The organism is Peribacillus sp. NPDC056705, assembly GCF_043656335.1.
This window is the reverse complement of the sequence record NZ_JBHTYI010000012.1, coordinates 44,860-70,187: the sequence shown is the minus strand read 5'-3', so window position 1 is coordinate 70,187 and position 25,328 is coordinate 44,860. Positions and strand designations below refer to the sequence as shown.

The following is a 25,328-nucleotide window of genomic DNA, read 5'->3' as shown; positions in this document are numbered from 1 at the left end:
ATGGTTTTAAAACTTTTTACTCCATTCCTCATCTTCAAGTGGCACACCATTGGCACTAATATACTCTACAATCATATTTCCATGTTTAAGAATGCCATCTTTTATTAGGGCTTTGATAATTTTGGTGAAGCGGCCATCATCTGCGTCCTGTTTCTTACGTGAAAGGGTTATCCGAATGGTTGGGGACACTTCGTAATCTTTATAGCTGGCTGGTTTATTCGGATCAATCTTCAATTCTTTCCCGATCTCCTCATCAAAGACCAAGAGTAATTGATTATGATCGCCTATTTCTTCCTGAATCTCCTTCCACTCATCACTCTCTGCAATATCTCCCATTTCTTTGGAAATCAATACGTCACCAAGTTCTTTTTCAACATAAGGCCTTATTTCTTTTTCTGCATCATCTTGCCATTTATCTGATATGAATGTGTCCTCCATTTCCCCTGTTTCCTCATTAAAGAAAACTAGAAATTGAGTATCATATTTTTCATGTTTCACTTTAGCTGCATATTCAAAATTGCCCCGGTTTCCCATATTGTCGTATAGGACATCATATATTTCGGTTCCGTCATCAAAAGTTTTCCCTAAATATCGTTCAGCTTGATCCCGGACCTTCTTTTCTTCAGCGGGATCTGCTTTCATACTCTGCGTGAATGAAAACATAAGTATCGCCACTCCGGCGACGATGATTGAAAAAATACCTAGTAAAGTAAGTAAAATCTTTTTTGTTTTACTCAAGGAACACCCTCCTGTAATCTCTGCTACTTATCAATTATTACCATATTATTCTAACATTGTTATCGCTCATTTTACTATGGAAATTGAGCCGATCTTTTCCCGGTGCCAAATCTAAATTGCCTGCCCTCCAAAATATCGGGATACTTTGTTACAATAAATAAATCGTTAGTACCCTAAAGGGAGAGATTGACTTGGAAATCTATCAAAGAAAAATGAATCATAATCGGGATGAATACAGAAAGTTGAGGTGGCAACAGCATCGTCTACAAGTTACAGGGCTATTCGATGCCGTTTTTTCGAAAAAAGCGTTCGCAGATAAAGTGGCTATCGTTGGTGCAGGCAATTGCGATGATTTGGATTTAGAGTATCTGGCGACTAGATGCAACTCCATATATTTATTTGATATTGATATGGAAAGTATGGAAAATGGTACGGCGAAATTGCCTGAACGGACTCGGAAGAAAATTCAACTTGTTGAAATCGATGTAACAGGCCTTGATAAAGTGGATTTTGAACACGACCTATCTTCCATGCTGGATCGTGGTGAAACGGCAAAGGGAATTACTCAATATTTAAAGGAAACCGAGAATCGGTTAGGTAAGCTTTCTGAAAGTGTTTTTGCTAATTATTATAATGATTTTGATATCGTGGCAACATCAGCCATTTATACCCAACTATTTTATAATTGGGCCAAGGAACTGTTTTCTGATTACGAACACCAATATCAGAAAGAAGGCGCAGAAGAGATCAAGAATGGAATTTTAGATTTAAGGGATGAAATCGTACGTAAAATGAATCACTCTATTTCTAAATGTACCAAGCAAAATGGATTCTGTATTACATGGACTGATATCTTAAAAATCGAACCTGAGTATATGGATACAATTAATGAAGGGATGAATGCCATCTTTGCATTGGCCTCGAACGTAGGATATGGGGCAGCATTGATTGGGGTAAAAACGTTTATTGAAAATGTGGATAAAAGCGAATTAAGCCTTCGCTACTGGACATGGGATTTTAATGCAAACAAACAGTATTTGACCATTGGCATTCTTGGAAAATTGAATGGCTTGTAAAAAAATGAAAGGCGGGATAGGTAAGCATATCAGCAGCTATACCTATCCCTTTTTTTATTGGTTATAGAACCCATAGGAATATTATCAATCACTTTTGCGTGATAAAAGGGAACTGGATCAGTAAATCATAAGGAATAAGACATATTTATATAAAAGGTATAAAAAAACGATGAAATTTTTGACTATTTGTCTAATGATTTCACAATCTGGTGTGGATATAATGAATCTGTTGAAAACAGAATATTCCGATAAGTGAAGGCGAGAGAAAGAAAAGGAAGAGGACGTAGTAATGAGGGTGAAACAATAAGGAAGGGGTGTGTTGTTTGAAAGCTGATATCGTGTTCATGAATGGCGAGGTCATAACCGTAAATCAAAAAAATGAAGTAGCAGAAGCCCTGGCAATTAAAGGTAATCGCATCTCGGCAGTCGGTACGAATCATGAAATCAAGGCATTCATCGGGGAAGAAACAAATGTGGTTGATTTGCAGGGGAAGTCATTACTTCCCGGGTTTATTGATTCTCATATTCATCTTATATTGTACGGTGCCAATCAATTGGCAGTAAGTTGTAAAGCAGAACATATCAAATCTGTAGAAGATTTATTGATCGATCTCAAGAAGAAAGCTTCGACGGTCCCAAAAGGTGAGTGGATCCGCGCCTGGGGCTTTAATGAGACCGCCGTGAAAGAAAAACGTTATCCAACAATAGCCGAGCTGGATGCTATTTCAACAGACCATCCCATCATGGTAACCCGTACATGCAGCCATATAAGCGTGGTGAATAGCAGGGCGTTAGCGATTGCCCGAATTGATGAGAACTCAGAGAACCCAAATGGGGGGATCATAGAAAAGGATAGGGCTGGGAGGATTACAGGCAAACTCATTGAAACAGCAAATATGATAATGGCCGACAGAGCAAGTTATTCAGAAAGTGAACTGTTGAAAGCCGTGAAAATAGCCTCGGAACATTTCATCGCAGCAGGCATAACAAGCATTCATGAAGCTGGTGCCCATGGTCCTGAAAGTTTCCGTTTAATGCAGCAGGCCATAAAAAATAACGATATTCGTGTCCGTATCTATGCGATGGTCGGTTCATTGAATAATTCTCATGAATTTGTAAATAAAATGGTGGATTCGGGAGTCATGACCGGAACTGGGGACGAAAGATTCAAAATCGGTCCAGCAAAATTGTTTACGGATGGCAGCAGTACCGGTCCGACAATCGCTACCCGTGAGCCTTATTCGAGTGATCCTGGCAATTTTGGCATTCTTTATTATAAAGAAGAGGAAATCTATCAAATATTAGGTCAGGCACATAAAAAAGGTTATCAGATCACAGTCCATGCCCAGGGCGACAAAGCGATAGAGATGTATTTGAATTGTGTGGAAAAGGCCTTGGATGAATCGCCCAGAAAAGATCATAGACATAGAATCGAGCATGCTGGAATATCTTCGCCAGATTTACAAATGAGGATGAAAGAACTTGGAGTCATCCCAATCCCCAACCCCCCATTTCCTTATGAGTTCGGCGATATATATATTGAACACTACGGCAATAGGGTCAACCACATGTACGCCGCCCGTGATTATATTGATAATGGCATCTTGGCCGCAGGAGGTTCCGATGCTCCCGTTACTGATCACGACCCTTTATTAGGCATACACGTTGCTGTTAATAGAACAAGCAGATCTGGTACGAAAATAGGTCCGGTTCAATCTATTAGCGTATTGGAAGCCATAAAACTATACACATGGAATGGCGCGTTTGCGAGTTTCGATGAAGATATCAAAGGCAGCCTGGAGGCAGGAAAGCTGGCCGATTTAGTAGTATTGAATGATAGTATATTGAAGGTGGATTCCCAAAGTATCAAGGATTTGAAAGTTGAGTCAACGATTCTGAATGGGGAGATTCTTTATCATAGGGGAACATTAGTAGAAATATAAATCCGGCATAACCATTCTAAAACAACCATACCTTCAATTTCATTTTTTCTTAAGCGAACGCATGTAGAATTTAAAGGGGGATATTGGCTATGAAAAAGCAAAAATTATCAATTAATGGTGAGAGGCTGAGTCGTACGCTCGAGAAATTCGCTGATTTTGGAAGGACAGAAAATAATGGAGTCACACGGCTTTCCCTTTCAGAAGAAGACCGATTAGTCCGTGATTACTTTTGCGCTTGCTGTAAAGAATTGGGTATGACCATTAAGGTTGATGATATGGGGAATATTTACGCTACATTAGCGGGACTTGAAAACAAACCGCCTATTGTGATGGGATCACATATGGATACCGTAAAGAAGGGCGGGAGGTTTGATGGTATCTTGGGTGTAGCTGCAGGCTTGGAAGTGGTGCGGACTTTGGTGGAAAATAGTATCCAACCTGAAATTCCGATAATGATCGTCAATTTTACAAACGAAGAGGGAGCCAGATTCGAACCTTCCATGATGTCTTCGGGAGTCCTTTCAGGTAAATTCGAAAAATCCATCATGCTGCAAAAGACGGATAGTGACGGAACGACTTTCGAAAGTGCCCTGAATGCCATTGGATATGAAGGGGATAAAGAGAATCGTTTAAAAGAAGCGACTGCATTTCTAGAATTGCATATTGAACAAGGGCCAATTCTTGAACGTGAATCACTAACGATCGGTGTCGTTGAATGTGTCCTTGGCATGGTGTGCTATGAGATAGAAGTTACTGGAGAATCCGATCATGCCGGTACCACCCCGATGAATATGAGAAAAGATGCTTTCTTCACTGCGAATACCTTGATTATGGAGGCTCGTCAGAAGCTAAGCATGCTTGAAGACGATTTGGTTTTTACGATGGGAAGGGTAAATGTGTTTCCTAATATTCATACGGTTATTCCTAATAAAGTGGTTTTTTCGCTAGAAGCGAGACACAAGGATTCCAATGTCATCGAAAAGGTGGAGGAAATCATTGAAAGCCTTACAACTACAGGTTCAGAAGGCGGATGCGACATCCAAGTGAAAAAATTATGGGACAGGGATACCGTTTGGTTCGACAAGTCCACTTGCAATTTGCTAGAGCAATCGAGCAATACATTAGGTCTACCCTATAAGAGAATGGTAAGCGGTGCAGGACATGATGCGCAGTTTATAGCCAGTTATATACCGACTGCCATGGTTTTCGTACCAAGCATCAACGGTAAAAGCCATTGTGAAGAGGAACTTACTACTTGGGAAGATTGTGAAAAAGGCGTCAATGTTATATTGGAAACGGTCCTTGCCATCCAGTCTCCTTAAGACGCATGTACAATTGGTTGTAAGCAGCTAATGACAGTTAGCCACGGATGCTATCAAACCATCAGTTCAGTTTGAAACTAGGCTTGACTGATGGTGATCCATTTTTGGAAACCTAATTAGGGGAGGGTATAATTTGAATGCTATTAAGTTATTGCTTTTTGTTCCATTTATAGGGTTCTTAGGTTTATTGTCCTATGCAAATAAAATAGAACCGTACATATTGGGGATGCCTTTTTTGTTATTTTGGGTCGCATTTTGGATGGTCATGGCATCGATCATCTTAATGATTGTCTATAAGTTCGATCCTGATAATAAAGGGAGTGATTCTGAATGAATATATCATTACTCATCATTTCCATCTTCTTGGTTCTGGCACTTTATTTAGGGATAAAAGCAAGAAAGGGGAAGGATATGGACATGGAGCAATTTGCCGTAGGGGGCAGGGGCTTCGGTACATTCTTCATTTTTCTCTTGATAGCAGGTGAAATTTATACAACTTTTACATTCCTGGGCGGAAGTGGGTGGGCTTACTCAAAGGGTGCCGCTGCTTATTATGTTCCCGCCTATATTTTCTTAGCCTACGTCCTATCATATTGGCTCGTCCCTAAAATATGGAGATATTCAAAACGCCATTCCATCATCTCTCAGCCAGAGTATTTTGCATCTAAATATAAAAGCAGGGCAATGGGGATGATCGTTGCTGTATTGGGGAGCTTAGCCCTCGTTCCGTACATAGTCATACAGCTCAAAGGATTAGGTATCATTGTTTCCGAAGCATCTTACGGGGCTATTTCTCCAGTAGCTGCAAGTGTCATCGGTGCTGTTGTCGTAACTACCTATGTAATGATTTCAGGCATTCATGGATCAGCATGGACAGCCATACTGAAAGATTTCATGATCTTGGTAGTCGTTATCTTTTTAGGGATTTACATTCCATTTCATTACTTCGGAGGCATACAGCCAATGTTCGAGACCGTCCAAGCTGCTAAACCGGAAATGTTGGTTTTGGCAGATCAAGGATTGAGTCAGTCCTGGTTTGTGTCCACCGTTTTGCTGAATGCACTAGGATTTTATTTGCTGCCACAAACATTCATGGTCGTTTTATCGTCCAATGGGGAAAGGACCCTTCGCAAAAATGCGATTGCGTTACCCTTATACACATTGTTACTGCTATTCGTTTTTTTCATCGGATTTACAGCCATCATGGAAATCCCGGGATTGCAAGGAGCTGATGGGGATCTCTCACTTTTAAGGCTGGCGATTCAAACATTCGATCCCTGGGTGATAGGAGTTATCGGAGCTGCAGGTTTATTGACGGCCCTGGTCCCTGCTTCAGTCATGCTAATGGCTGCATCGGTAGGTCTGACAAATAGCTTTTACAAAGTTCTGGTCCCTGCTGCGACTGAAACACATCAGTTGATTGTCTCCAGGATCATCATCATCGGTATCTCAATCATTGCTTTAATTGTAACGATAACAGGCGGCGAGGCTTTGGCCATCTTGAATATCATGTCATACAGTTTGATTACACAACTGGCACCTTCCTTGTTTTGCAGTTTATCAAAAACCAATATGATCAATAAGTATGGTGCAATGGCAGGGATATTGGCAGGTGTCCTGATAGTTTTATATGCGACAATTGCAGATGTGAAGGTTGCTACATTCCTGCCGGATATCCCACATGTAATTAATGATATCAGTACAGGCGTCATAGCTCTGTTGTTTAATATTCTTGTAACATTCATTGTAAGTGCACTGACTAAACATATCTCTATGCAACAGACCGAAATGAATGATTTGGACAAGATATCCTAATTTCTTTTAACAAGGCTAATGAAATAAAAAGCATGTTATGGGGGGCTTTTGTGAAAATTAAAATAACCGCTTGTCAATTTCGAGTAGAAAAAGTGTCAAATTTCAATGAATTTCAGAAACAAGTAGAAGACTTGATCACCCAAGTTCCCGAAAACTCGGATTATATCATTTTTCCGGAACTGTTAACCATCGGGCTATCAGCGGCCTTTGGAGAACAAGATGCTTCGTCCGTTATCAGGATTGATGAATATACCAATCAATACAAAGATCTTTTCCGTTCACTTTCCAGAAAAAGAAAGCAGGTCATCATTGCGGGCACGCATCTGGAACACCGCGAAAATGAATACTTCAATATCGCATACATTTTTGATAAAGATGGATCGGTCGTTGAGCATAAAAAAACTCATATCTTTCCTGCTGAAGCGAATTGGCATACTTCTGAAGGTGATGATCTGGAAGTTTACTCCGTAGGTCCGGTTAAGATAGGAATAGCGGTATGTTATGAAGCGGAGATACCTGAAATTTCAAGGATATTATCAGTGAACGGGGCCGACATCATTTTTTGCCCATCATACACATTTACAGAGGCTGGTTTTTGGCGGGTACGCCATTGCGCACATGCACGCGCAATCGAGAATCAGGTATATTTTGTTCATTGCCCAACTGTTGGTGAACCTGGGGCGCCGCTGCCGAACGGTTACGGCCGTGCCAGTATACTTAGTCCCTGTGACAGCGCTTGGCCAGCAAATGGAGTAGTAGCCGAGGCGGTAATGAATGAACATACAGTCATTACCGGGACGGTCGATATGGACGAGCTTTATGAGAATCGAAAAAGTGGTGCGGCGACCACTTTCAAGGATCGTAATCGCCGAAAAGAGATGTATGCGAAATATGAGCCTTATGAAGGGCTGAAATAATCTTGTCTAAAAAAGGTGGTTCGGAAATTATCCCGATTATTATTTTTCACAGTTTTATATGAGATGATTCTCAATGAATGGAATGAATTTGTGTTACTCCTGCCGAATAACTGGCTAGCCGGGACTCCTCGTAGCGAGGAGGCTAGGCAGTCAGTAGGCAGTCAGTAGGCGGAAAGGGAGCCGATTTCTAAAAGCAAGCTCGAACTTTTTTAACAAAGACTGCTGGCTTTTCTCAAAATTTGTCTACAGTATGCGACAATATTAATACAAGGGTGTTTTTCCTCTTCTATCTTCCAATAAAAAAACCGAAGGAATTGTCATACTAATCTAGTTTAAGATTTGCAAAACCTTTCGTTTTATGGCTTCCATGTATGATTTTGCATTTATTCCTCACTTGGCGCGCATTAACTATAAAATGTTTCTATTCTCTTGCGCATGAAACGGGAATTGACTTAATATACAAAATATATTGTCAAATGCATGTTACATATATTAAAATGTATGTAACCATTCCATATTGTAATAATATAGATAGTCACCCTATTTATACCTGTTATGATGTCTGTAATGGCAGGAGGCATTATAAGTATGTTTCAGCAGAACACAGTATATATAGTTGGCGAATCGAAGGCGGCATCCAATAATCCAATTACACAGCAATTCAACTGCTTTTTTATCGGTTTCGTCATTGATAGTGATACGCATGATATCGTGGATGCGGAATGCTCGACTACAATATCGATTACATCACGCTTCATTCAATCCATGTTAGTAGGTAAATCAATCCTTCGGCCCGATGAATTGGAGAAGGAAATTGAGAAACGGTACTTTGGTTCATCTCAGAAAGCACTGACCGTCGCTCTAAGAAATGCGAGCATTAAATATCAGCAACTTTATAAGTCATAGCTGCTTCTTTTGTCAGTCGCAATTGAAATCCAGCTGTTAAAGAGTGTGTACGCGCTCTTTGGCAGCTGGATTTTTTTATGTAGGTCTATGCAAGACTTCATTGGCGGGTTTGAATAAAATTGAAATTTAATTTTATTATCATGAAACTCCCTAAATATAAGGAGGTATGGAATATGATTCAAGATGGTGTGATGTTTGTCTGTTTTTTATTGGCATTTACTGCCGTGATTGCGGTAGCGGAAAAAAAGATAGGAGGAAAGTTCTTCAAGTATGTTCCTGGTATTGTCCTTATTTATATTGGAGCGGCAATGATGAAAACATTCGGGGTCTTTTCAGATAGTGAGTCAGTCGAAAGTGCATATGGCACCATACGAGGACTCCTGCTACCCGCCATGTTAATGCTCATGCTTTTGCAATGCGATATGCGAAAAATAATCAGACTTGGACCAAAGATGCTTTTAACTTTTTTTGCCGCTTCCTTCAGCATCATCGGGGGGTTCACACTTACTTACGTTTTAATGAATGGTTTTTATGCTGAAGGAACATGGAAGGCGTTCTCGGCCTTGAGCGCAAGCTGGACAGGGGGATCTGCCAATATGGTGATCTTGCAAGGAATACTCGATGTACCTGAAAATATATTTGGCTATGCGTTGATCATGGATACAGTCAATTATTCCATTTGGGTCATGTTCTTGTTTTGGCTGGTGCCTCTTGCTGGAAAATTCAATATTTGGACTAAAGCGGATACATCTTTCATTGATCAAATGACTTCCGACCTTGAAGCGGGGGAAACCGCCAAGACGGAATTTGGATTCGTGGAATTGATCGGTTTCTTGGCGCTGGCTTTAATTGTATCAGCAGGGGCAACCAAAATTGGGGAGAGACTGCCAGTACTGGGTGCCGCTGTGAATGGAACCACTTGGACGATCATCATCGCTTCGACCGTAGGTTTAATTCTGGCTGTCACAAAAGTTGGACGTATTGCCGGTTCCATGGAAATTTCAAAAGTCATGCTTTATATAGTCATTGGTTTAATAGCTTCCCATGCCGATTTTTCACAGCTGTTTCAAGCACCTGTGTATATTTTGTCCGGATTTATGATTCTATTCTTTCATGGATTGATCATGGTCATTTTGGCCAAAATCTTTAAGTTGGATCTATTTACAATGGGAGTTGCCTCATTGGCCAATATAGGGGGTGTGGCATCAGCTCCTATATTGGCAGGTGCATTCAACCGGACGCTAATACCGGTCGGGATATTGATGGCTGTACTTGGCAGTCTTCTGGGCACCTATTTTGGAATTCTTACATCATATATACTCTCAAGCTTTTAGGAAGGGTTGTTAATATGAAGATTGAAAGTTTAAAAGTATCAGTGGAAACCTTGCCACTTGTCAAGCCATTCAAAACGGCATTACGCACAGCAATGGAAATTGAAAACATCATGGTTTCCGTAATGTTGGAGGATGGGACAGAAGGTTTGGGGGCCGCAGCCCCTACGGTCGCCATTACAGGTGATTCTACAAAAGGAATCATGACGGTCATTGAAGAAGTAATCACACCACATTTAATTGGCCGCGACATCGAGAATATCAATGCATTGTCTCAGCAGATCCAACAAACCTGCGTAGGTAACACAAGTGCAAAAGCTGCTGTTGAAATCGCTTTGTATGACGCAGTCAGCAAACGATGGCAGCTCCCTTTATATCAATATCTTGGCGGTAAATCGAATGTTCTGAAAAATGATATGACAATCAGCGTTGATGAACCCGAAGAAATGGCTAAGGCGGCATTGTCCCTCATCGATGGCGGATTCTCAACGATGAAGATAAAATTGGGGAAAGACTGGAAGAGTGACGTGGAGCGGGTTGCCTGCATTCGTGCTGCTGTTGGCGACCAGGTTACTATCAGGATTGACGCAAATCAAGGGTGGACTACAAAACAAGCGATTTCCATTATTCATGAACTCGAGGAAAGAAAGCTGAATGTTGATTTGGTGGAACAGCCCGTTCAAGCCCATGATATCAAAGGGTTGAAAGAAATAAAGAGGTCTGTCCAAGTGCCGATCATGGCCGATGAAAGTTTGTTTTCCCCTCGTGATGCAATGAGACTCCTGAATGAACATGCTGTTGATTTACTTAATATTAAATTAATGAAAACAGGAGGAATTCGACGTGCACTTCAAATCGCAGATATGGCGGAAGCAGCAGGGGTGGAATGCATGATCGGGAGTATGATGGAATCGACCGTGAGTGTAGCAGCCGCAGCTCATCTGGCAACCGCCCATCCTAATATAACGAAGATTGATTTAGATGCACCATTATGGATTAAGAATGAACCATTTGAAGGCATTCAATTTATGAAAGATCAACTTCTCATTGCTGATAAACCTGGACTAGGAGTCAAGAGGAAATCCTCATTTACTCAATAAAAACTATTTCGAAAGGGTGATTTTTTTGAAAAAGTTAACAGTTGTGGTGCTATCTTTATTTACTCTCGGTATTTTAGTTTTCAGTCCCAATGAAGCTAGTTCAAGAGAGAAGGAGAGAATTGCCTATGTAGATGTAGCTGTGGCCACTCTTTGGACGGAGTCGGAATCATTAAGGGATATCGATGCTCCTTCTGCATCGAATCCCGTTGATTTGAATGCCTGGATCGGCTCGTTGAATTATGAAGACAAGCTATGGCTTGTAGGTAACCTGGAAACACAAGCTTTATATGGTTCAAAAGTGACGATTTTAGAAGAACGGGGTGAATGGGTGAAAGTAGCCGTTTCCAATCAACCGACGCCCCGAAATGATATTGGTTATCCAGGATGGATGCCAAAGGCACAATTAAAAGACGGAAATTCTTTTGAGAAGCAATTTAAGCGGGGATTTGCCCTTGTAAATGCTCCGAAGACTTGGCTTTATTCGAGCTCAAAACTTCGGTCAAAATTCATGGAGGTCAGCTTCGATACCCGCCTCCCGCTATTGCAGGTTAAAAAGGATAAAGTGAAGGTGATGACACCGAGTAATGGAGCAAAATGGATAGAAAAGGAGGATGTTTCAATCTACCAAAATGAAAATCAAATACCAGCTCCAACCGGTAAGGACATCGTTGAAACAGGAAAGGGATTTTTAGGGCTTCCATACCTATGGGCTGGAATGTCCGGATTTGGATTTGACTGTTCTGGATTTACCTATACAATGTACCATGCTAATGGAATAACGATTCCAAGGGACTCATCCATTCAAGCGCAATATGGTAAAAAGGTGGAGCAAGAAAACCTTCAACCAGGTGATCTACTATTTTTCGCCTATGATAAAGGGACAGGAAAGGTCCACCATGTCGGAATATATATTGGTGACGGCAAAATGATCCATTCGCCAAACAGCTCGACACATGTAAGGATAGATGAAATAAAAACATCTGGATACGGAGAGGAATATGCAGGAGCAAGAAGATATATCGATTGATGCTTAAAAAGCTTAAGAGCCCAGTGCCCTTAAGCTTTTTTCGTATTTGAACATACCAATTCCATCATTCTATCGGATGACAAAACGATGCCCCGATGACTTAATAATTAGCATGCATCGGAAGAAACGTTTATTCCCGATTAGAGGCTTAGTAAAAATAGTTATATAAGTTTTATACCAGAATAATGAACTAGAATTCTACTTCTATAAACTGAAGGTATACGTATACCGATAAGGAAAAATATGGTATAGTTAATTGCAGATTTTTCTTAATATTTTATAATGTGAGGGGCTGCCAATGATGATCACTTTTCCGAAACCTGATGTTGAGCAATTTTTACGAACCTTTTCCATTGCTGATTTTGCTGTAAGTCCAGATGAAAAACATCTGGTTTTCAGTACCAATTTGAGCGGCAAGTATAATTTATGGGGAATGGATTTGCCAAACTCCTTTCCTTATCCGCTTACAACCATTGATCAGAGCTGCCAAGAGCTGATATATGATAAGAAGAGCCGGTTTATAATTGCTGGTTTCGATCAAGACGGAAATGAAAATACCCAGTTTTACGGGATTCCTTTGAATGGCGGGACAATGAAGGAAATCGTCCATCATGAAAATACACGTAATTTCATGCCAAAATTATCGAATGACAGTAAAAAGCTCTATTACACGACATCCAGAGGAAATCCTACCTTTCTAAATTCCTATTGTTTAGATTTAGAATCAGGACAGGAGAGGCTGATACTCGAGGGAAAAGACGCAGCGACGTATTTATTTGGCTTCAGTCCGGATGAAGAAACCTTACTTTACTATAAACACTTTGCTAATACAAATACCCTTCTCTATGCAAAGAAAGGGAACGAAGATATCCTGCTCACTCCGCCCTCCGAGAAACAACATACAGTGAATGATGGTGTTTTTGTTTCGGATTCGATGATATATTTATTGACTGATTATGATTCGGACTTTACCTATTTGGCTTCATACAATCTTGAAACAAACAAATTCAGAAAAGTTAAAGAATTGGAGAATGAGAGTTTTACTGCCATTAAATATAGTAAAGAGAATCAACTTATATATATAACCAGTCAAAAGGGTGTAGAAGATCAATTATATGAATTCAATCTGCAAAATAAAGATTTGAGATATATCACCGTGCCGTGCAGCGTCATTAATAAACTTGAGGTTACTGCATCTGGAACCCTTTACTTATTTGGCATGAGCGCAACAAAGCCTCATAATATCTATAAAAAAACAGGTGATGAGTGGGTATCATTAACTAAATATACTGTTCCTGGCGTCGATTCAGATGAATTGGTTGAACCGGACATCATTACATATCCTTCCTTTGATGGCCTGGAGATCGAATCGTTATTTTTCAGGGCAAAAAAGGAAATTGACAATGGTGAAATCATTTTTTGGCCACATGGAGGTCCTCAAGCGGCAGAACGGAAGTCCTTTAGGGCATCATTTCAATTTTTCCTGAATCATGGTTACAGTATTTTTGCGCCAAACTTCCGCGGTTCTACTGGCTATGGTTTGGAATTCACGAAAATGGTGGAAGGAGATTGGGGAAATGGACCAAGACTTGATAATGTAGCCGGCCTTGATTGGCTCATTAACCAAGGGCATGCACAAAAAGGCAACATTCTATTGATGGGCGGAAGCTTCGGAGGGTATATGGCACTTCTGCTACACGGACGACATGCGGATTATTTTAAAGCGGTTGTCGATATTTTCGGACCATCCAACCTCTTCTCATTTATCAATTCCGTTCCAGAAGAATGGAAGCCAGTCATGGATCAATGGGTAGGTAATCCGGAAAAAGATAAAGAAAAACTAATCGAGTACTCTCCTATCACCTATTTAGAATATATGATAAAGCCAATGCTTGTCATTCAAGGAGCAAACGATTCCCGTGTCGTCAAAGCAGAATCAGATCAAATCGTTAAAGCGTTGAAGGATAAAGGAAGAGATGTCGATTATATGCTTCTGGAAGATGAAGGACATGGGTTTTCAAAAAAAGAAAATGAAATTGCCGTCTATCAAAAAATACTCACATTCTTAAAGCGATTCACAGCAGTAACAGAAAAAGTATAATCCGCATCAAGATATTCCGTTTATTCACATTTTAATTGGAAACCCTGCTACTCACGTTTCAGTGATGAGGCAGGGTTTTTTGTTTGAAAACTGGCATTTTAGGTACGTCGGTTTGGGGAATTAGTAAATGGCTTCCCAATATGGCGTGTTTATAAAATCCTGGCATTTAAAATTCAGAATTCCCTGAATAAACTCTGGTCACTTAGGCATAAAGTGCTATATAATATACGGAAAAAGTATTTTTTTGTTAAACGGAGTTGATCGGATTGCCACGGGAATTATTGTTATACATACTCGTAGTTATAATGGCAGGTGTTTTAAGCTTGTTCCTGTGTTTATTTGCACAGTTAAGGATCAAGGATGCACCTGGAGCAAAACCCTATATTTTCGTGACATTTTTGTCTTCCATTTTTACTTTTTCCTATGCTTTCGAACTTTCCAGTACATCTTTGGAACAAATCATATTTTGGTTAAGGGTCGAGTACTTGGCATTACCATTCATCCCAGTATTCCTTTTGTTGATGTGCCTTGAATATGTTGGGCAGAGAATTAAGAAGGTCTGGCAATATGCCCTTTTCATCATTCCGTTCATCACCATTTTCATGCATTATACAAACGGCCTTCATCACTTGTATTACAAATCAATGGAATTGAGAAGCGATAGTCCTTTTCCAATTATTAAGCTGGTGGGGGGCCCTTGGTTTTACGTCCACTCCCTTTTCCTTTTTTTATGTGTCATGTTAAGTATAATCATATTGCTAAAGCAAGTGAAAAAATCCTCATTCAGATTCAGGATGCAAATATCAATGATGGTGGCAGGTCTTATTATTCCTATAATGGCAAATTACTATTATATCAACGGATTAAGCACATACGGCATCGATCTTGGTCCTGTATCCATGAGTATCACGTTTATCTTTCATGGTGCGGCACTTTTGACTTTTCAAATGTTCAATGTAGCCCCGATCGCTCGGGAAACTGTCTTTGAAAGTATGAAAGAGGGTGTCATCGTTTTAAATCAACAGGGTTTGATTGTTGACTATAACCATGGAATGCGCAAAGTCATACCCATGTTGGATGAACACTCCATAGGTAAATCGATTACAAGTCTGCTAAATGGGAATCATCATCTTAGGGAAATAATCGACCTTAAGCAAGACAGTGATTTTAATTGCAGCCTAAATGGTAATATGGTACATTACCATATTGGTTTTTCACCTGTGCTCAACAAAAGTAACCTGCCTATCGGACAGATCATCACCTTCGCCAACGTAACTGATAGAGTTCTTATGCTGGAAAAGTTGAAACAACTGGCCAGCTTGGACGGATTAACCCAAATATTGAATAGAACCTTTTTCTTTAATAAATCGGAAATGTTATTCGATGAACTAAGCATGGAAGGCGGCAGTGTTTCAGTAATCATGTTCGATATTGATCATTTCAAAGATGTAAATGATTCTTTTGGACATGAAGCAGGGGACGCAGTCATAACGCTTGTTGCAAATACTGCAAAGGAACACATTCGGGAAGGCGATCTATTGGGGCGTTATGGCGGTGAAGAATTTATCATATGTTTGCCGGATACAGCTTTAGCCATCGCATATGAGTTGGCCGATATTATAAGGGAAAAAGTTTCTGCAAGCATTGCAGTTGTAAACGAAGAGAAGATTTCCGTTACCTGCAGTTTCGGGGTGACTCATGCCTTAATTGAAGCTGGCGACCGAAGCCAATCCATCAAAACATTGATGCCACGGGCTGACCAAGCCTTATATGCCGCAAAGAAGAATGGACGAAATTGTGTAAAGATCATCGCCTAAGATGGAACCATCCCATTAAACCTTGAACTTGTTCTAGGTTTTTTTTATTGTGTTCATAATTCCTGACAAACTTGAGCTGCGTCATGCATTATAAATGCCCTACTTTTTACTTGCTCTGTATACTCTATATCCGAGGCTGTGTCCATAAGATAGAATGAGGCGGTAATGTTCGTCCATGACTCGTTCCAAGGATTCACTCAATGGCTGAACGAGGCTATTTGATGCTGAAGAATTCATTAATTCCTCTAAGACGGTACTCGATCTCAAGATTTTTGAATCTGTAAATCCGTTTTGTTGGAATGCCTTTAACCATTCGGATTGCGTCAATAATTCTCTTAATTTATAGAAGTCCATGATTTCTTTTTTTGAGGCAGAATCAAGGCTGGTTTCTGCTGTCATATCAATGGATAACAAAGTTCCTTCTAATTTAAGGACCCTGAAAAATTCACCGAGCGATTTTGGTATATCCGTGAACGCAATCGTTGATTCGGCTATGATAAAATCAAAAGAATTATTGGCAAAAGGCAGTTCTTCAATTGAAGACTTATATAGGTCAATGCTTAAATTAGCTTGTTGGAATCTTTTTTTTGCATGTTTCACCATCTCTGGGTGATGATCAAGCGCGGATACTTGGGAAAGAAACGTTTGTGCCAAGTAAGATGAGGTTTGCCCAGTCCCGCATCCGGCATCGAGGATTATTGACGTATGATCGAGTTCTTCATTTTTCAAGAGCTGCTTAGTCAATTCAAATCCACCAGGGTGTGCCCCTTCAATTCCAATTATGGCTAGTGCGTCTTGGTATGAGTGGTTCATGGCATAATCTCCTTTGGTACATGTATAAATGTATTTTATGCTTCGGTTTCAAAGAGTGTTTAATCATTGGCAAGGAATATGGGAAAGACTTTTAAAGGTTTGGTGGGTATTTAATTCATGCAGGCTAGTCTCCGAATGCATACGATGTATAATCGACGGACAAGGGGAGTGTAAAATGGGTTATCATAATTATTATCATAAATGCAGGCAAGGTGTTGGAAGGCCGGTTGAAATTCGTACAAGTAGAGGAACCGTTCATCGGGGAATCATACACCGGGTTACGCCGAACCGTGTATATATTCGTCCATTTGACGGTGGCGGAAACCTTGGTGGGTTTGGTTATGGTGGTTTTAATACAGGATTTGGTTGGGGTGCTGCAAATGGATTTGCCTTTGGGGCAATTGCATCTTTAGTTTTTCTCGCATTTCTCTGGTAATCGAATGATAAAAATATTAAAAAACCTGAAAAATTATCAGGTTTTTTATTTTGTTCACAATTGGAATCCAACCAAAAAAACTGAAAAGAAATATGAATAGCAGTACGGCTAAAATACATGTAAGACGATTCTTTTATCTGAATTTAACCTCTAATCGCTCGAACCTGCTTCTTTTTTTGGGTTCATCACAAATAAATACAGCTGATCACTCTGTTTTCACTCCTATTATCCGTTAGTAAAACTGTAAAACCTTGAATTAAGTTGGCTTGATTGCTGAAATTAAAAGGCTGTTTTCGCATACTTTGTTCCTATTTACCAAGTAATGCGTTGGGGTTGATTTCCCCTTCAGATGTTCGCTTTCCGCGTGGCGGGCGGTGCTCCCGCAGAGGCTCGCACTTGCGCTCCAATCAACGTTAAATCGTTTCGTTCTAAAAACAACAATCTTTACGAAAAGAGCCAATTAAAAAGACCGGGCAAGACGGAATCCTAGGTCGTCTATGCGAAATGTAGGATGGCTGCGCCGACGACATGAAGCTCCACAACCCCTGGCATCCTCAGCCCAGCTACCACCTCGAAAAATACGGTAGGTGCCGTACACTTGTTCATCATATAAATCCCAGCACCATTCCCAAACATTCCCTAACATGTCATGCAGCCCCCATGGATTCGATTCCTTTGTTCCTACGTCATGGATTATGCCCCCTGAATTTTCGTTATACCAGGCAATCTTATTCAGCTCACCATATCTGTAACCAGCAGTCCCAGCTTTACATGCGTATTGCCACTCTGCTTCTGATGGAAGTCGGAAACCGCTTGATTCCCAATTACAAACTATGTTTTCACCATTTTTAGAATAACACTCTGCCAGTCCGGCTTTCTGTGAAAGCAGATTACAAAAAGAAATTGCATCATTCCAAGAAATATTCACAACAGGTTTTAGATTTCGAACAAAAGAATTAGGCGTTTTATTTGTAATAGCATAGTAGAAATCCGTAGTAACAGGATAACGGGCAAGAAGGAATGGTCTTATTTCAGCTTTCCATTTGCTTTTAATTCTATCGTCCCTTAATTCTATTTCTCCCCCTGGAATTTTCACCATTGGACAGTCAATGTATCTCTTTATTTCCTTTGACAATCTACCTTCCTCCAAACGATCAGAATTTTACAAACTTTACCACAACAAGAACCGTTAAATCAATACAAATATGATGTTTGTATTTGCAGATAACTGCCAGGGAGTTAAACAAGTGCTAAGATGTCCGTTTTTGTGGAGGGTATGCACACGTTTGACTCACTGCGGAGCATATCGGATTAAAACGTAATAATCAGGTGAATGAAGAATCTCTTCAAATACCACTTTAATTTCTTGGGGTGTAAACATTCCTGCGGGTAAAGGATCAAGTTTAAGCTTTGTAACGCCACCATACAATTCATATTAATAAGTTTGCAGGCTTTGGAATACAAATTATAAGTGAGTTTCGATACTTTGAATTATGGGGGAGAGCGAATGAACGAGTTATTGGAACAAACGGCGAGATTCGAGCATCGGTTTTGGCTGCAAATCTTAGGAGACCATGGCAGGTTCATCCATGAGTCTTTAGCTCCGGTTGAAGTGGAAAACATTGAAATTGCCTCAGAATTCATTCGAATTTTTGATAATCTCCTTGGTAAAGCCAATTCAGAAGAGATTTCGCAACTAACGGCCATGGCTGAAAAAGAGGCATTAAGGTTTCGGGAGTTTAAGCTATACCTACTTAAAGAACATCTGGTTGGTAAAATAAAAATACATCTTTCACCTTCATTCATTAATCATATGGTGAACGAATTAGAAGAATATTTAAGGTTGTTGAAATACTTCAATTCAAATCAAATGCCGCCTGTTTTCCATGAACTTCATCATCATTTGCTTTGGCTTTTAGATGCAGCGGGGCATGCAAGTGCAATTTCATCCAATATGGATGATGTTGAAAAAAGATTAAAGGAGAAAAGTGACCAATATAAAAAACATTTTAATGATTTTTATTTAAAAGCTGTTGAAATGGCTGGATATTTACGAACCAATCTGTCAACATTCCCAGCATTGGAAAAAATGAATCAGGACGTTACATTGGAAATTAAATTATTTCAGCACTTTCTGCTTGAAGTGGAGGAGCTTGATCTCAGTGCGCAGGCTCTCGGAACGTTCTCGCCATTAATGGCAGATCATATGTGGCGTGAAGAATGTTATTATTTAACGAAACTCGCTGAATCGACAGACACAGAAAAGCCAAACTGCGATCCAGCGAAACCTAGGCTAGTGGAATAAAAGAGTCCACCATAGAGCCCTTTCTATAAAAGGGGCTCAAATCTATTGAATGTAACATTAAGCTCAGTAGGATCGTTAAATCTTCGAAGAAGCATTCGGTCAACTTTTCATTCTGAGCCACACATGGTTTAAAACGTTTTTCTTGGTAGGTTAACATTAAGGGGTGTAATTTTTAAGGAAGTTAATTCCTATCCATATGTTATACTAATAGAACTAAAATCAATTATTAGAAGTATAGGAGTGCTGAAAGATGTTTGGAAATACTTCCAATTTGACAGATGGCATTTATTTTGGGGAATCGTTACCACAACAAATCGCCAAACACATTTTAAAAAAAATCATTGAAGGGGAAATTGAAGCTGGAGAGAAAATCGTCGAAGAAGACATTTCCAAAGAATTGAATACGAGCCGTGCACCAGTTCGCGAAGCCCTTTATTTATTGCAGGTTGACGGAATTGTTGAGAGGATACCGAGGCGGGGAACGATCGTCAAGCCATTCTCACAAAAGGAAATCATTGAATATAATGATGTTACGATCGGGCTGATCCAGATGGGCATTGAATTTTCCCAAGGAAGGTGGCACGAGGAAAAAAAGCAATCATTACGAAAGCATTTGGAAAGTGCAACGGATAAGTGTGAGAAAAGTGATGTAATCGAGTATCAAAAAAAAGCTGAACAGATATTTCGATATATTTTTACAATCGCTAATAACAAAGCATTATCAAGATTTTTTGAGGAAGCCAGTCATATCCTCATGGTTTTTGCCCAAAGTCAATGGAATACAGAAACGATGGAAAATTTCCATTTCAGATTAAAAATGTCTATTGAGGGCATTCTCGAAGATGATTTCGTTAAGGCAAAAAATGAAATTCATGAAGCTCTGAAACATGGAGTGATGTAGAGTCTTTGACTCTAAAAGCAAATTGTCGACAATCGACAAAAATAGTGTTATGATGTAATCGTATTCAAACAAGAAGATCATCACCAAGATTAAAGGGAGAAAGGGAGAATATTATGCAAGCATTTGATTTTACAGAAAAAGTAGCAATTGTTACCGGAGGCGGCGGGGGTATCGGCCGGGCGGCTTCTATTACACTTTCAGAAAATGGTGCCAAAGTGGTTGTTGTTGACCTTTCTGAAGAGGCTGGAATGTTAACGGTAAATGAAATCAAAGAAAAAGGCGGCGAAGCGAAGTTCGTTAAAGCCGATGTTACAAATGAAGACGATATAAAAAATTATGTTCAAAAAACGATAGATTCTTATGGTAAAATCGATATTTTCCTGAATAATGCAGGGTGGGAAGGGAAAATCATGCCACTTATCAATTATCCTACTGAGGTTTTCGATCAATTAATGTCAATAAATGTACGTGGCGTTTTCTTGGGTTTGAAACATGTATTGCCCTGTATGATTGAACAAAAAAGCGGAGCGGTCGTGAATACAGCTTCTGGAGCTGGTTTACTCGCTACGCCAAACATGGTGGCGTATGGCGCCAGTAAACATGCGGTTCTTGGAATGACGAAAACTGCTGGTGTCGAAGTTGCCCCCCATGGTGTACGGGTGAATGCCGTCTGCCCAGGTGTCGTCAACACGGCTATGATGCGGTCGATTGAAAGCGGGTTTGGTCAAGGCGATTCCGCGGCAGCTGAAACGGCTAGAAAACAGTTGGAAGCAACGACTCCGGATGGTCGGTATGCTGAACCGCAGGAAATTGCAAATCTAATGATGTACTTAGTATCGGATCTTTCCAGCCACATTACGGGTCAAGAACTTGTAATTGACGGAGGGGCCATTTTAATCTGATAAGCAATAAACTTTATTACAGGGGGACGAATACATGAGTTTAAAAGGAAAAGTCATAGTAATTACAGGAGCAGGCAGCGGAATTGGAAAGGAAACGGCATGTAAATTAGCTGAACAGGGAGCTGTTGTCGTAGCGGCTGATTACAATGATTTTGCTGCTAAAGAAACGGCTGAAGCCATTCAACAAAAGGGAGGCACGGCTTCTTTTGTGAAAGTGGATGTAGCTAATGCGGAAGAAGTGGATGCGATGATCGAAGCTGCAGTTGCCAATCATGGCACCATCGACGGCATTTTCAACAACGCTGGAATTGGACTAGTAAAACCATTTCTAGAGATGGATCCAGAATCTTACCATAGAGTCGTTGATGTTGACCAACACGGCGTTTATTATGGCATGTATTATGCAGCAAGGAAGATGGTGGAGCTTGGGGTAACAGGCGCTACAATCGTTAATACAGCCTCAATATATGGGACGATGGTTTCAATCGGCAGCTTTAATTACCATGCTGCAAAAGCTGCAGTCATCGCCATGACTAAATCTGGAGCAATTGAACTTGCGCAATATGGGATTCGTGTTGTCGGTGTTGCACCAGGTTTTATCGAAACGCCGATCATTGGTGATGATCAAGAGTTCCTGGACAGTTTGGCCCAACTTCATATGAGGAAAAAATTGATACAGCCAGAAAAAGTTGCTGAAGTTGTAACGTTTTTGTTCTCTGAAAAAGCGGATGCCATTAATGGACAAGTCATTCCTGTTGATGATGGATTCTTAAGCTTTAAGGGGTAATCATTATTATCAATTAGATTTTCCAGATATCTTAAAAAGGGAGTTTTGACATATGAACAAACGATTCGATGGCAAAGTAGTAATCATTACAGGTGCAGGATCAGGTTTAGGACAAGCAGCCGCATTGGAAATGGCTAAAGAAGGAGCTAAACTTTCATTAGTTGATTTAAACGAGGCATCTTTGGAGGCAACAAAAAAATTAATCTTTGAAATTGCACCAAATTCAGACGTGCTTCTGATCACTGCAGATGTATCGGATGAAGAAGCAGTCAAGAACTATGTAGACCAAACAGTCAGCAAATATGGTAGAGTCGATGGTTTTTATAATAATGCGGGTATCGAAGGTAAACAGGCACCTACGGCTGAATACGATAGCAACGTTTTCAACAAAGTAACGGACATCAATATTAATGGTGTATTTTATGGCATGAAATACATCCTGCCGATCATGAAAGAACAAGGATCAGGGGCAGTGGTGAACGTGGCTTCTGTAGGCGGAATTCGTGCTGTGCTTAACCAAGCTGCTTATGTTGCAAGTAAACATGCTGTAGCAGGATTAACAAAAACAGCTGCCATAGAATATGGTCAATACGGAATCAGCATAAATGCCATTGCACCAGGAGTAATCTTAACAACGATGGTTGAAGGTTCATTCAGGCAAATAGGCGGGGAGAATTGGGAAGAAGCAATGGCGGATTTCGTCAGTGTGAATCCTAAAAAACGCTTTGGTAAACCTGAAGAAGTCGGCCGCTTAGTCGCTTTCTTATTATCTGGGGAATCAGAGTTCATCAACGGGGCAGTCATTCCGATTGATGGCGGACAATCTTCACAATACTAATTGAACAAAGGGAGTGGCAGCATTTGGTCACTCCCTTTTAATGGTATCTTTTTAGTTAATGACCCAACATATTCACATTTACAGAAAACGAAGACCTTCTGGGTTTTCGTTTTTTGTGGAAGATGTAAAAAATCCGTTTATAGCCTATGCGAACCTATAGAATAGATTCGAGAAGTTCAACACAGATGCACTCATTAAAAAAACGCCATACAAGGCGCTTAACAAAATTTCAAGAAACCAATCGTTATTTTTCTTTATCATGAAGCTTATCTTCATATTCAGTTTCCAACATACCATAGAGACCATTCATTTCTTGTTCATCGGGATCTGCTCCAAACTCATTTCTATTTTTATTCTTTTTATCATCAAGGATTTCATCTTTATCATTCTTCCTATCCATACATATCACCTCCACACAATAGGGTGTCTCATTATCCGAAAAAACATACGCTGAGTGACCGGGTCTTTTTAAGTTTTCTTTTGTTTAAATTAAGAGTTAAAGATAAAATACTTATTCAATGCTAGTAATCTCCTTTTCAAGAACATTTAAATGGTATTCTAAATAGTTATTACTCTTACTATTTGTTAAGATATAAATATATAACCTAGAGATAACGGAGAGAGATTGTGAAGAAGAAACGTAAGAAATCTAAGAATGTTTTTGTCATTTTTATCCTCATCTTTGCATTTTTGCTACTTAAGGAGATCATGCGAACCCCCAATTACGAAAATGTTTCCACATCAGTAAATACGCTTGATTCTTTTGCGAACGTGAAAAAGTATAGTTCACTTCTTAGGGACGAGCTGGCTAAATACGGGCTTGAGGAGCATACTTCGACATTGATTGCATTGATGCAGCAGGAAAGCCGGGGACGGGGAGGTGACCCCATGCAGGCATCTGAGTCAGCGGGTCTTGATCCAAATACGATCACAGATCCAACGGAAAGCATTAAGTATGGAGTGAAACACTTTAAGAGAATCAATGAATATGGCAATGAAAAGGACGTGGATTTTGCCACGATCATCCAAGCATATAACATGGGAATAGGTTATATTGATTTCGTTGCGGAAAAAGGGGGCAAGCATACTGAGGCGCTTGCGAAGAAGTTTTCCATGCTTCAGGTCGAAAAAAACCCTACCCTTTATGATTGCGGCGGAGACAAAGAGAATTTTCGATACCCATATTGCTACGGTGATTACTCATACAGTGCAAAGGTATCTAAGAACATTGAGGAGCTTGCCGACAGTATATCGGCTCAAGCTGATGGTGAGTGAAGGAGAACAAAAAGCCTACTGAATGAAGTAGGCTTTTTGTTTGTCATTTGCTGTTCAACCATGGAAGGAGGTCATTATGTTTATAGAGTTTCTCGGATTCTGAAATGGTTTGTGAAAGAAGAATATCAATGGAATCAAGCAAAGAATTTAGGGCTAGTTTAACAGAGCCACTCTCATATTGCTCTAATGGCACAGGTAACTCTTCCTCGTCTAAAATAAAATGTGCCCCATCCGGAAGCACCAAGATATCAATGATCAAATCCTCAAAGGAAACCAACTTATCCTCTATATATGTATTCCTTACAATATTAAAATAGGATCCTAAATATTGCCCTTCGTTATCTCTCCAGATGTATAAATTATAAGGACGGTCTTTCCAATAATGAGCAATCGTATAACTGCCTATAGGAATGGTTAGTTTTATAGGACCCGCTTTCATCGTGAACGAATCCATGATTTCATGAAAAAGCACGACATGTTGCTTTTGAGCTTTTAACAGCAAACAGTTATATTCCACAACTAAGGAGTCATAGCGGATTTTTCTTTCTATTATTTCATCACCACGCTGTAGTGCTGGTGTAAATATATTGTCCATCGTTTCTATTCTCCCTTAAAAACTATCTAGATCATTTATTTCATTATACTCAATAAGGTTTTTCTTTTCTAAAGGCTCTTTTCGTAAAGATTGTTTTTTTTAAAACAAAACGATTTAAGGTTGATTGGAGGCTCACCTGCCCCGCGGAAAGGAGCATTTGGAGGGGAAATCAACCACACCGCTTTACTTGGTAAATAGAACAAAGTATGCGAAAACAGCCTTTCTAATAGGTGGATCGCCAGGAAATGAGGATTAACAGCTTCAAGGAAATTTAAATCTCAAAACCTAATTTCACACCTGAAGTACCAAGAAAATAGGCTTAATTTACTTCAAATTCGTACGCTTCTGGAATAAACACAACTTACGAGGTAGTTGTTTCCTGG

General features: G+C 39.9%; 24 protein-coding genes. 19 read left to right on the top strand and 5 right to left on the bottom strand.

Going from position 1 to position 25,328, the window contains the following annotated elements; genetic code table 11:
- Positions 1-6: 6 nt before the first annotated feature.
- A complete protein-coding gene (locus ACFRAK_RS16160) occupies positions 7-738 on the bottom strand; it encodes a hypothetical protein (RefSeq protein WP_394572067.1) in 732 nt (243 codons plus the stop codon).
- A gap of 191 nt (positions 739-929) precedes the next feature.
- Here ACFRAK_RS16160 and ACFRAK_RS16155 point away from each other — a divergent pair, with 191 nt between their 5' ends.
- The 12 genes from ACFRAK_RS16155 to ACFRAK_RS16100 all read left to right on the top strand — a co-directional run bounded on the left by ACFRAK_RS16155 (position 930) and on the right by ACFRAK_RS16100 (position 16,093).
- Entirely contained in the window at positions 930-1,814 is an 885-nt protein-coding gene (locus ACFRAK_RS16155) for a hypothetical protein (RefSeq protein ID WP_394572066.1), read from the top strand.
- Positions 1,815-2,137: 323 nt separating this feature from the next.
- Positions 2,138-3,757, top strand: a complete 1,620-nt coding sequence (locus ACFRAK_RS16150; RefSeq protein ID WP_394572065.1) for an amidohydrolase — start codon at positions 2,138-2,140, stop codon at positions 3,755-3,757.
- An 89-nt stretch (positions 3,758-3,846) separates the two neighbouring features.
- Positions 3,847-5,079, top strand: coding sequence for a Zn-dependent hydrolase (locus ACFRAK_RS16145; RefSeq protein WP_394572064.1), 1,233 nt, complete (start codon positions 3,847-3,849; stop codon positions 5,077-5,079).
- A gap of 133 nt (positions 5,080-5,212) precedes the next feature.
- A complete protein-coding gene (locus ACFRAK_RS16140) occupies positions 5,213-5,413 on the top strand; it encodes a DUF3311 domain-containing protein (RefSeq protein WP_192204757.1) in 201 nt (66 codons plus the stop codon).
- Positions 5,410-6,894: a sodium:solute symporter family protein gene (locus ACFRAK_RS16135; RefSeq protein WP_394572063.1), complete on the top strand. Its 1,485-nt coding sequence runs from the start codon at positions 5,410-5,412 to the stop codon at positions 6,892-6,894. Before ACFRAK_RS16140 ends, ACFRAK_RS16135 begins: the two co-directional genes overlap by 4 nt.
- Positions 6,895-6,944: 50 nt before the next feature.
- Entirely contained in the window at positions 6,945-7,811 is an 867-nt protein-coding gene (locus ACFRAK_RS16130) for a nitrilase-related carbon-nitrogen hydrolase (protein WP_394572062.1), read from the top strand.
- A gap of 588 nt (positions 7,812-8,399) precedes the next feature.
- Positions 8,400-8,717 carry a DUF3870 domain-containing protein gene (locus ACFRAK_RS16125; protein ID WP_192204760.1) on the top strand — a complete coding sequence of 106 codons (318 nt, stop codon included), beginning with the start codon at positions 8,400-8,402 and terminating at the stop codon, positions 8,715-8,717.
- A gap of 173 nt (positions 8,718-8,890) precedes the next feature.
- Positions 8,891-10,051 (top strand): DUF819 family protein, encoded by a 1,161-nt coding sequence (locus ACFRAK_RS16120; RefSeq protein ID WP_387708528.1) that lies wholly within the window; start codon positions 8,891-8,893, stop codon positions 10,049-10,051.
- A gap of 14 nt (positions 10,052-10,065) precedes the next feature.
- The gene (locus ACFRAK_RS16115) at positions 10,066-11,148 is read left to right on the top strand and encodes a dipeptide epimerase (RefSeq protein ID WP_394572061.1); all 1,083 of its coding nucleotides are present in this window, start codon (positions 10,066-10,068) and stop codon (positions 11,146-11,148) included.
- A 25-nt stretch (positions 11,149-11,173) separates the two neighbouring features.
- The gene (locus ACFRAK_RS16110; protein WP_394572060.1) at positions 11,174-12,175 is read left to right on the top strand and encodes a C40 family peptidase; all 1,002 of its coding nucleotides are present in this window, start codon (positions 11,174-11,176) and stop codon (positions 12,173-12,175) included.
- A gap of 301 nt (positions 12,176-12,476) precedes the next feature.
- Positions 12,477-14,276 carry a S9 family peptidase gene (locus ACFRAK_RS16105; RefSeq protein ID WP_394572084.1) on the top strand — a complete coding sequence of 600 codons (1,800 nt, stop codon included), beginning with the start codon at positions 12,477-12,479 and terminating at the stop codon, positions 14,274-14,276.
- Between the two features lie 266 nt (positions 14,277-14,542).
- Positions 14,543-16,093 (top strand): histidine kinase N-terminal 7TM domain-containing diguanylate cyclase, encoded by a 1,551-nt coding sequence (locus ACFRAK_RS16100; RefSeq protein ID WP_387598496.1) that lies wholly within the window; start codon positions 14,543-14,545, stop codon positions 16,091-16,093.
- A 99-nt stretch (positions 16,094-16,192) separates the two neighbouring features.
- On the opposite strand, the gene ACFRAK_RS16095 is transcribed toward ACFRAK_RS16100, so the two are convergent.
- The gene (locus ACFRAK_RS16095; RefSeq protein WP_387598498.1) at positions 16,193-16,906 is read right to left on the bottom strand and encodes a class I SAM-dependent methyltransferase; all 714 of its coding nucleotides are present in this window, start codon (positions 16,904-16,906) and stop codon (positions 16,193-16,195) included.
- Positions 16,907-17,081: 175 nt separating this feature from the next.
- Between ACFRAK_RS16095 and ACFRAK_RS16090 the strand changes: the two genes are divergently transcribed.
- A complete protein-coding gene (locus tag ACFRAK_RS16090; RefSeq protein WP_260284938.1) occupies positions 17,082-17,342 on the top strand; it encodes a hypothetical protein in 261 nt (86 codons plus the stop codon).
- Positions 17,343-17,802: 460 nt separating this feature from the next.
- Here ACFRAK_RS16090 and ACFRAK_RS16085 read toward each other — a convergent pair whose 3' ends face one another.
- Entirely contained in the window at positions 17,803-18,441 is a 639-nt protein-coding gene (locus tag ACFRAK_RS16085) for a formylglycine-generating enzyme family protein (RefSeq protein ID WP_387599313.1), read from the bottom strand.
- A 408-nt stretch (positions 18,442-18,849) separates the two neighbouring features.
- Here ACFRAK_RS16085 and ACFRAK_RS16080 point away from each other — a divergent pair, with 408 nt between their 5' ends.
- The 5 genes from ACFRAK_RS16080 to ACFRAK_RS16060 all read left to right on the top strand — a co-directional run bounded on the left by ACFRAK_RS16080 (position 18,850) and on the right by ACFRAK_RS16060 (position 23,075).
- On the top strand, positions 18,850-19,647 hold the full coding sequence (locus ACFRAK_RS16080) for a DUF2935 domain-containing protein (RefSeq protein WP_387708323.1): 798 nt from the start codon (positions 18,850-18,852) through the stop codon (positions 19,645-19,647).
- Between the two features lie 250 nt (positions 19,648-19,897).
- Complete coding sequence (locus ACFRAK_RS16075) at positions 19,898-20,548, top strand: GntR family transcriptional regulator (RefSeq protein ID WP_387598504.1); 651 nt, start codon at positions 19,898-19,900, stop codon at positions 20,546-20,548.
- 113 nt (positions 20,549-20,661) lie between these two features.
- Positions 20,662-21,450 (top strand): SDR family NAD(P)-dependent oxidoreductase, encoded by a 789-nt coding sequence (locus ACFRAK_RS16070; RefSeq protein ID WP_387598506.1) that lies wholly within the window; start codon positions 20,662-20,664, stop codon positions 21,448-21,450.
- Between the two features lie 34 nt (positions 21,451-21,484).
- A complete protein-coding gene (locus ACFRAK_RS16065; protein ID WP_387598509.1) occupies positions 21,485-22,237 on the top strand; it encodes an SDR family NAD(P)-dependent oxidoreductase in 753 nt (250 codons plus the stop codon).
- Between the two features lie 52 nt (positions 22,238-22,289).
- Positions 22,290-23,075: a glucose 1-dehydrogenase gene (locus ACFRAK_RS16060; protein WP_387598512.1), complete on the top strand. Its 786-nt coding sequence runs from the start codon at positions 22,290-22,292 to the stop codon at positions 23,073-23,075.
- A gap of 244 nt (positions 23,076-23,319) precedes the next feature.
- Here ACFRAK_RS16060 and ACFRAK_RS16055 read toward each other — a convergent pair whose 3' ends face one another.
- On the bottom strand, positions 23,320-23,475 hold the full coding sequence (locus ACFRAK_RS16055) for a DUF4021 domain-containing protein (RefSeq protein ID WP_192204772.1): 156 nt from the start codon (positions 23,473-23,475) through the stop codon (positions 23,320-23,322).
- Between the two features lie 227 nt (positions 23,476-23,702).
- Here ACFRAK_RS16055 and ACFRAK_RS16050 point away from each other — a divergent pair, with 227 nt between their 5' ends.
- Complete coding sequence (locus ACFRAK_RS16050) at positions 23,703-24,350, top strand: lysozyme family protein (RefSeq protein WP_394572059.1); 648 nt, start codon at positions 23,703-23,705, stop codon at positions 24,348-24,350.
- Positions 24,351-24,393: 43 nt separating this feature from the next.
- On the opposite strand, the gene ACFRAK_RS16045 is transcribed toward ACFRAK_RS16050, so the two are convergent.
- Positions 24,394-24,945 carry a DUF402 domain-containing protein gene (locus ACFRAK_RS16045; protein WP_387598517.1) on the bottom strand — a complete coding sequence of 184 codons (552 nt, stop codon included), beginning with the start codon at positions 24,943-24,945 and terminating at the stop codon, positions 24,394-24,396.
- Positions 24,946-25,328: the final 383 nt, after the last annotated feature.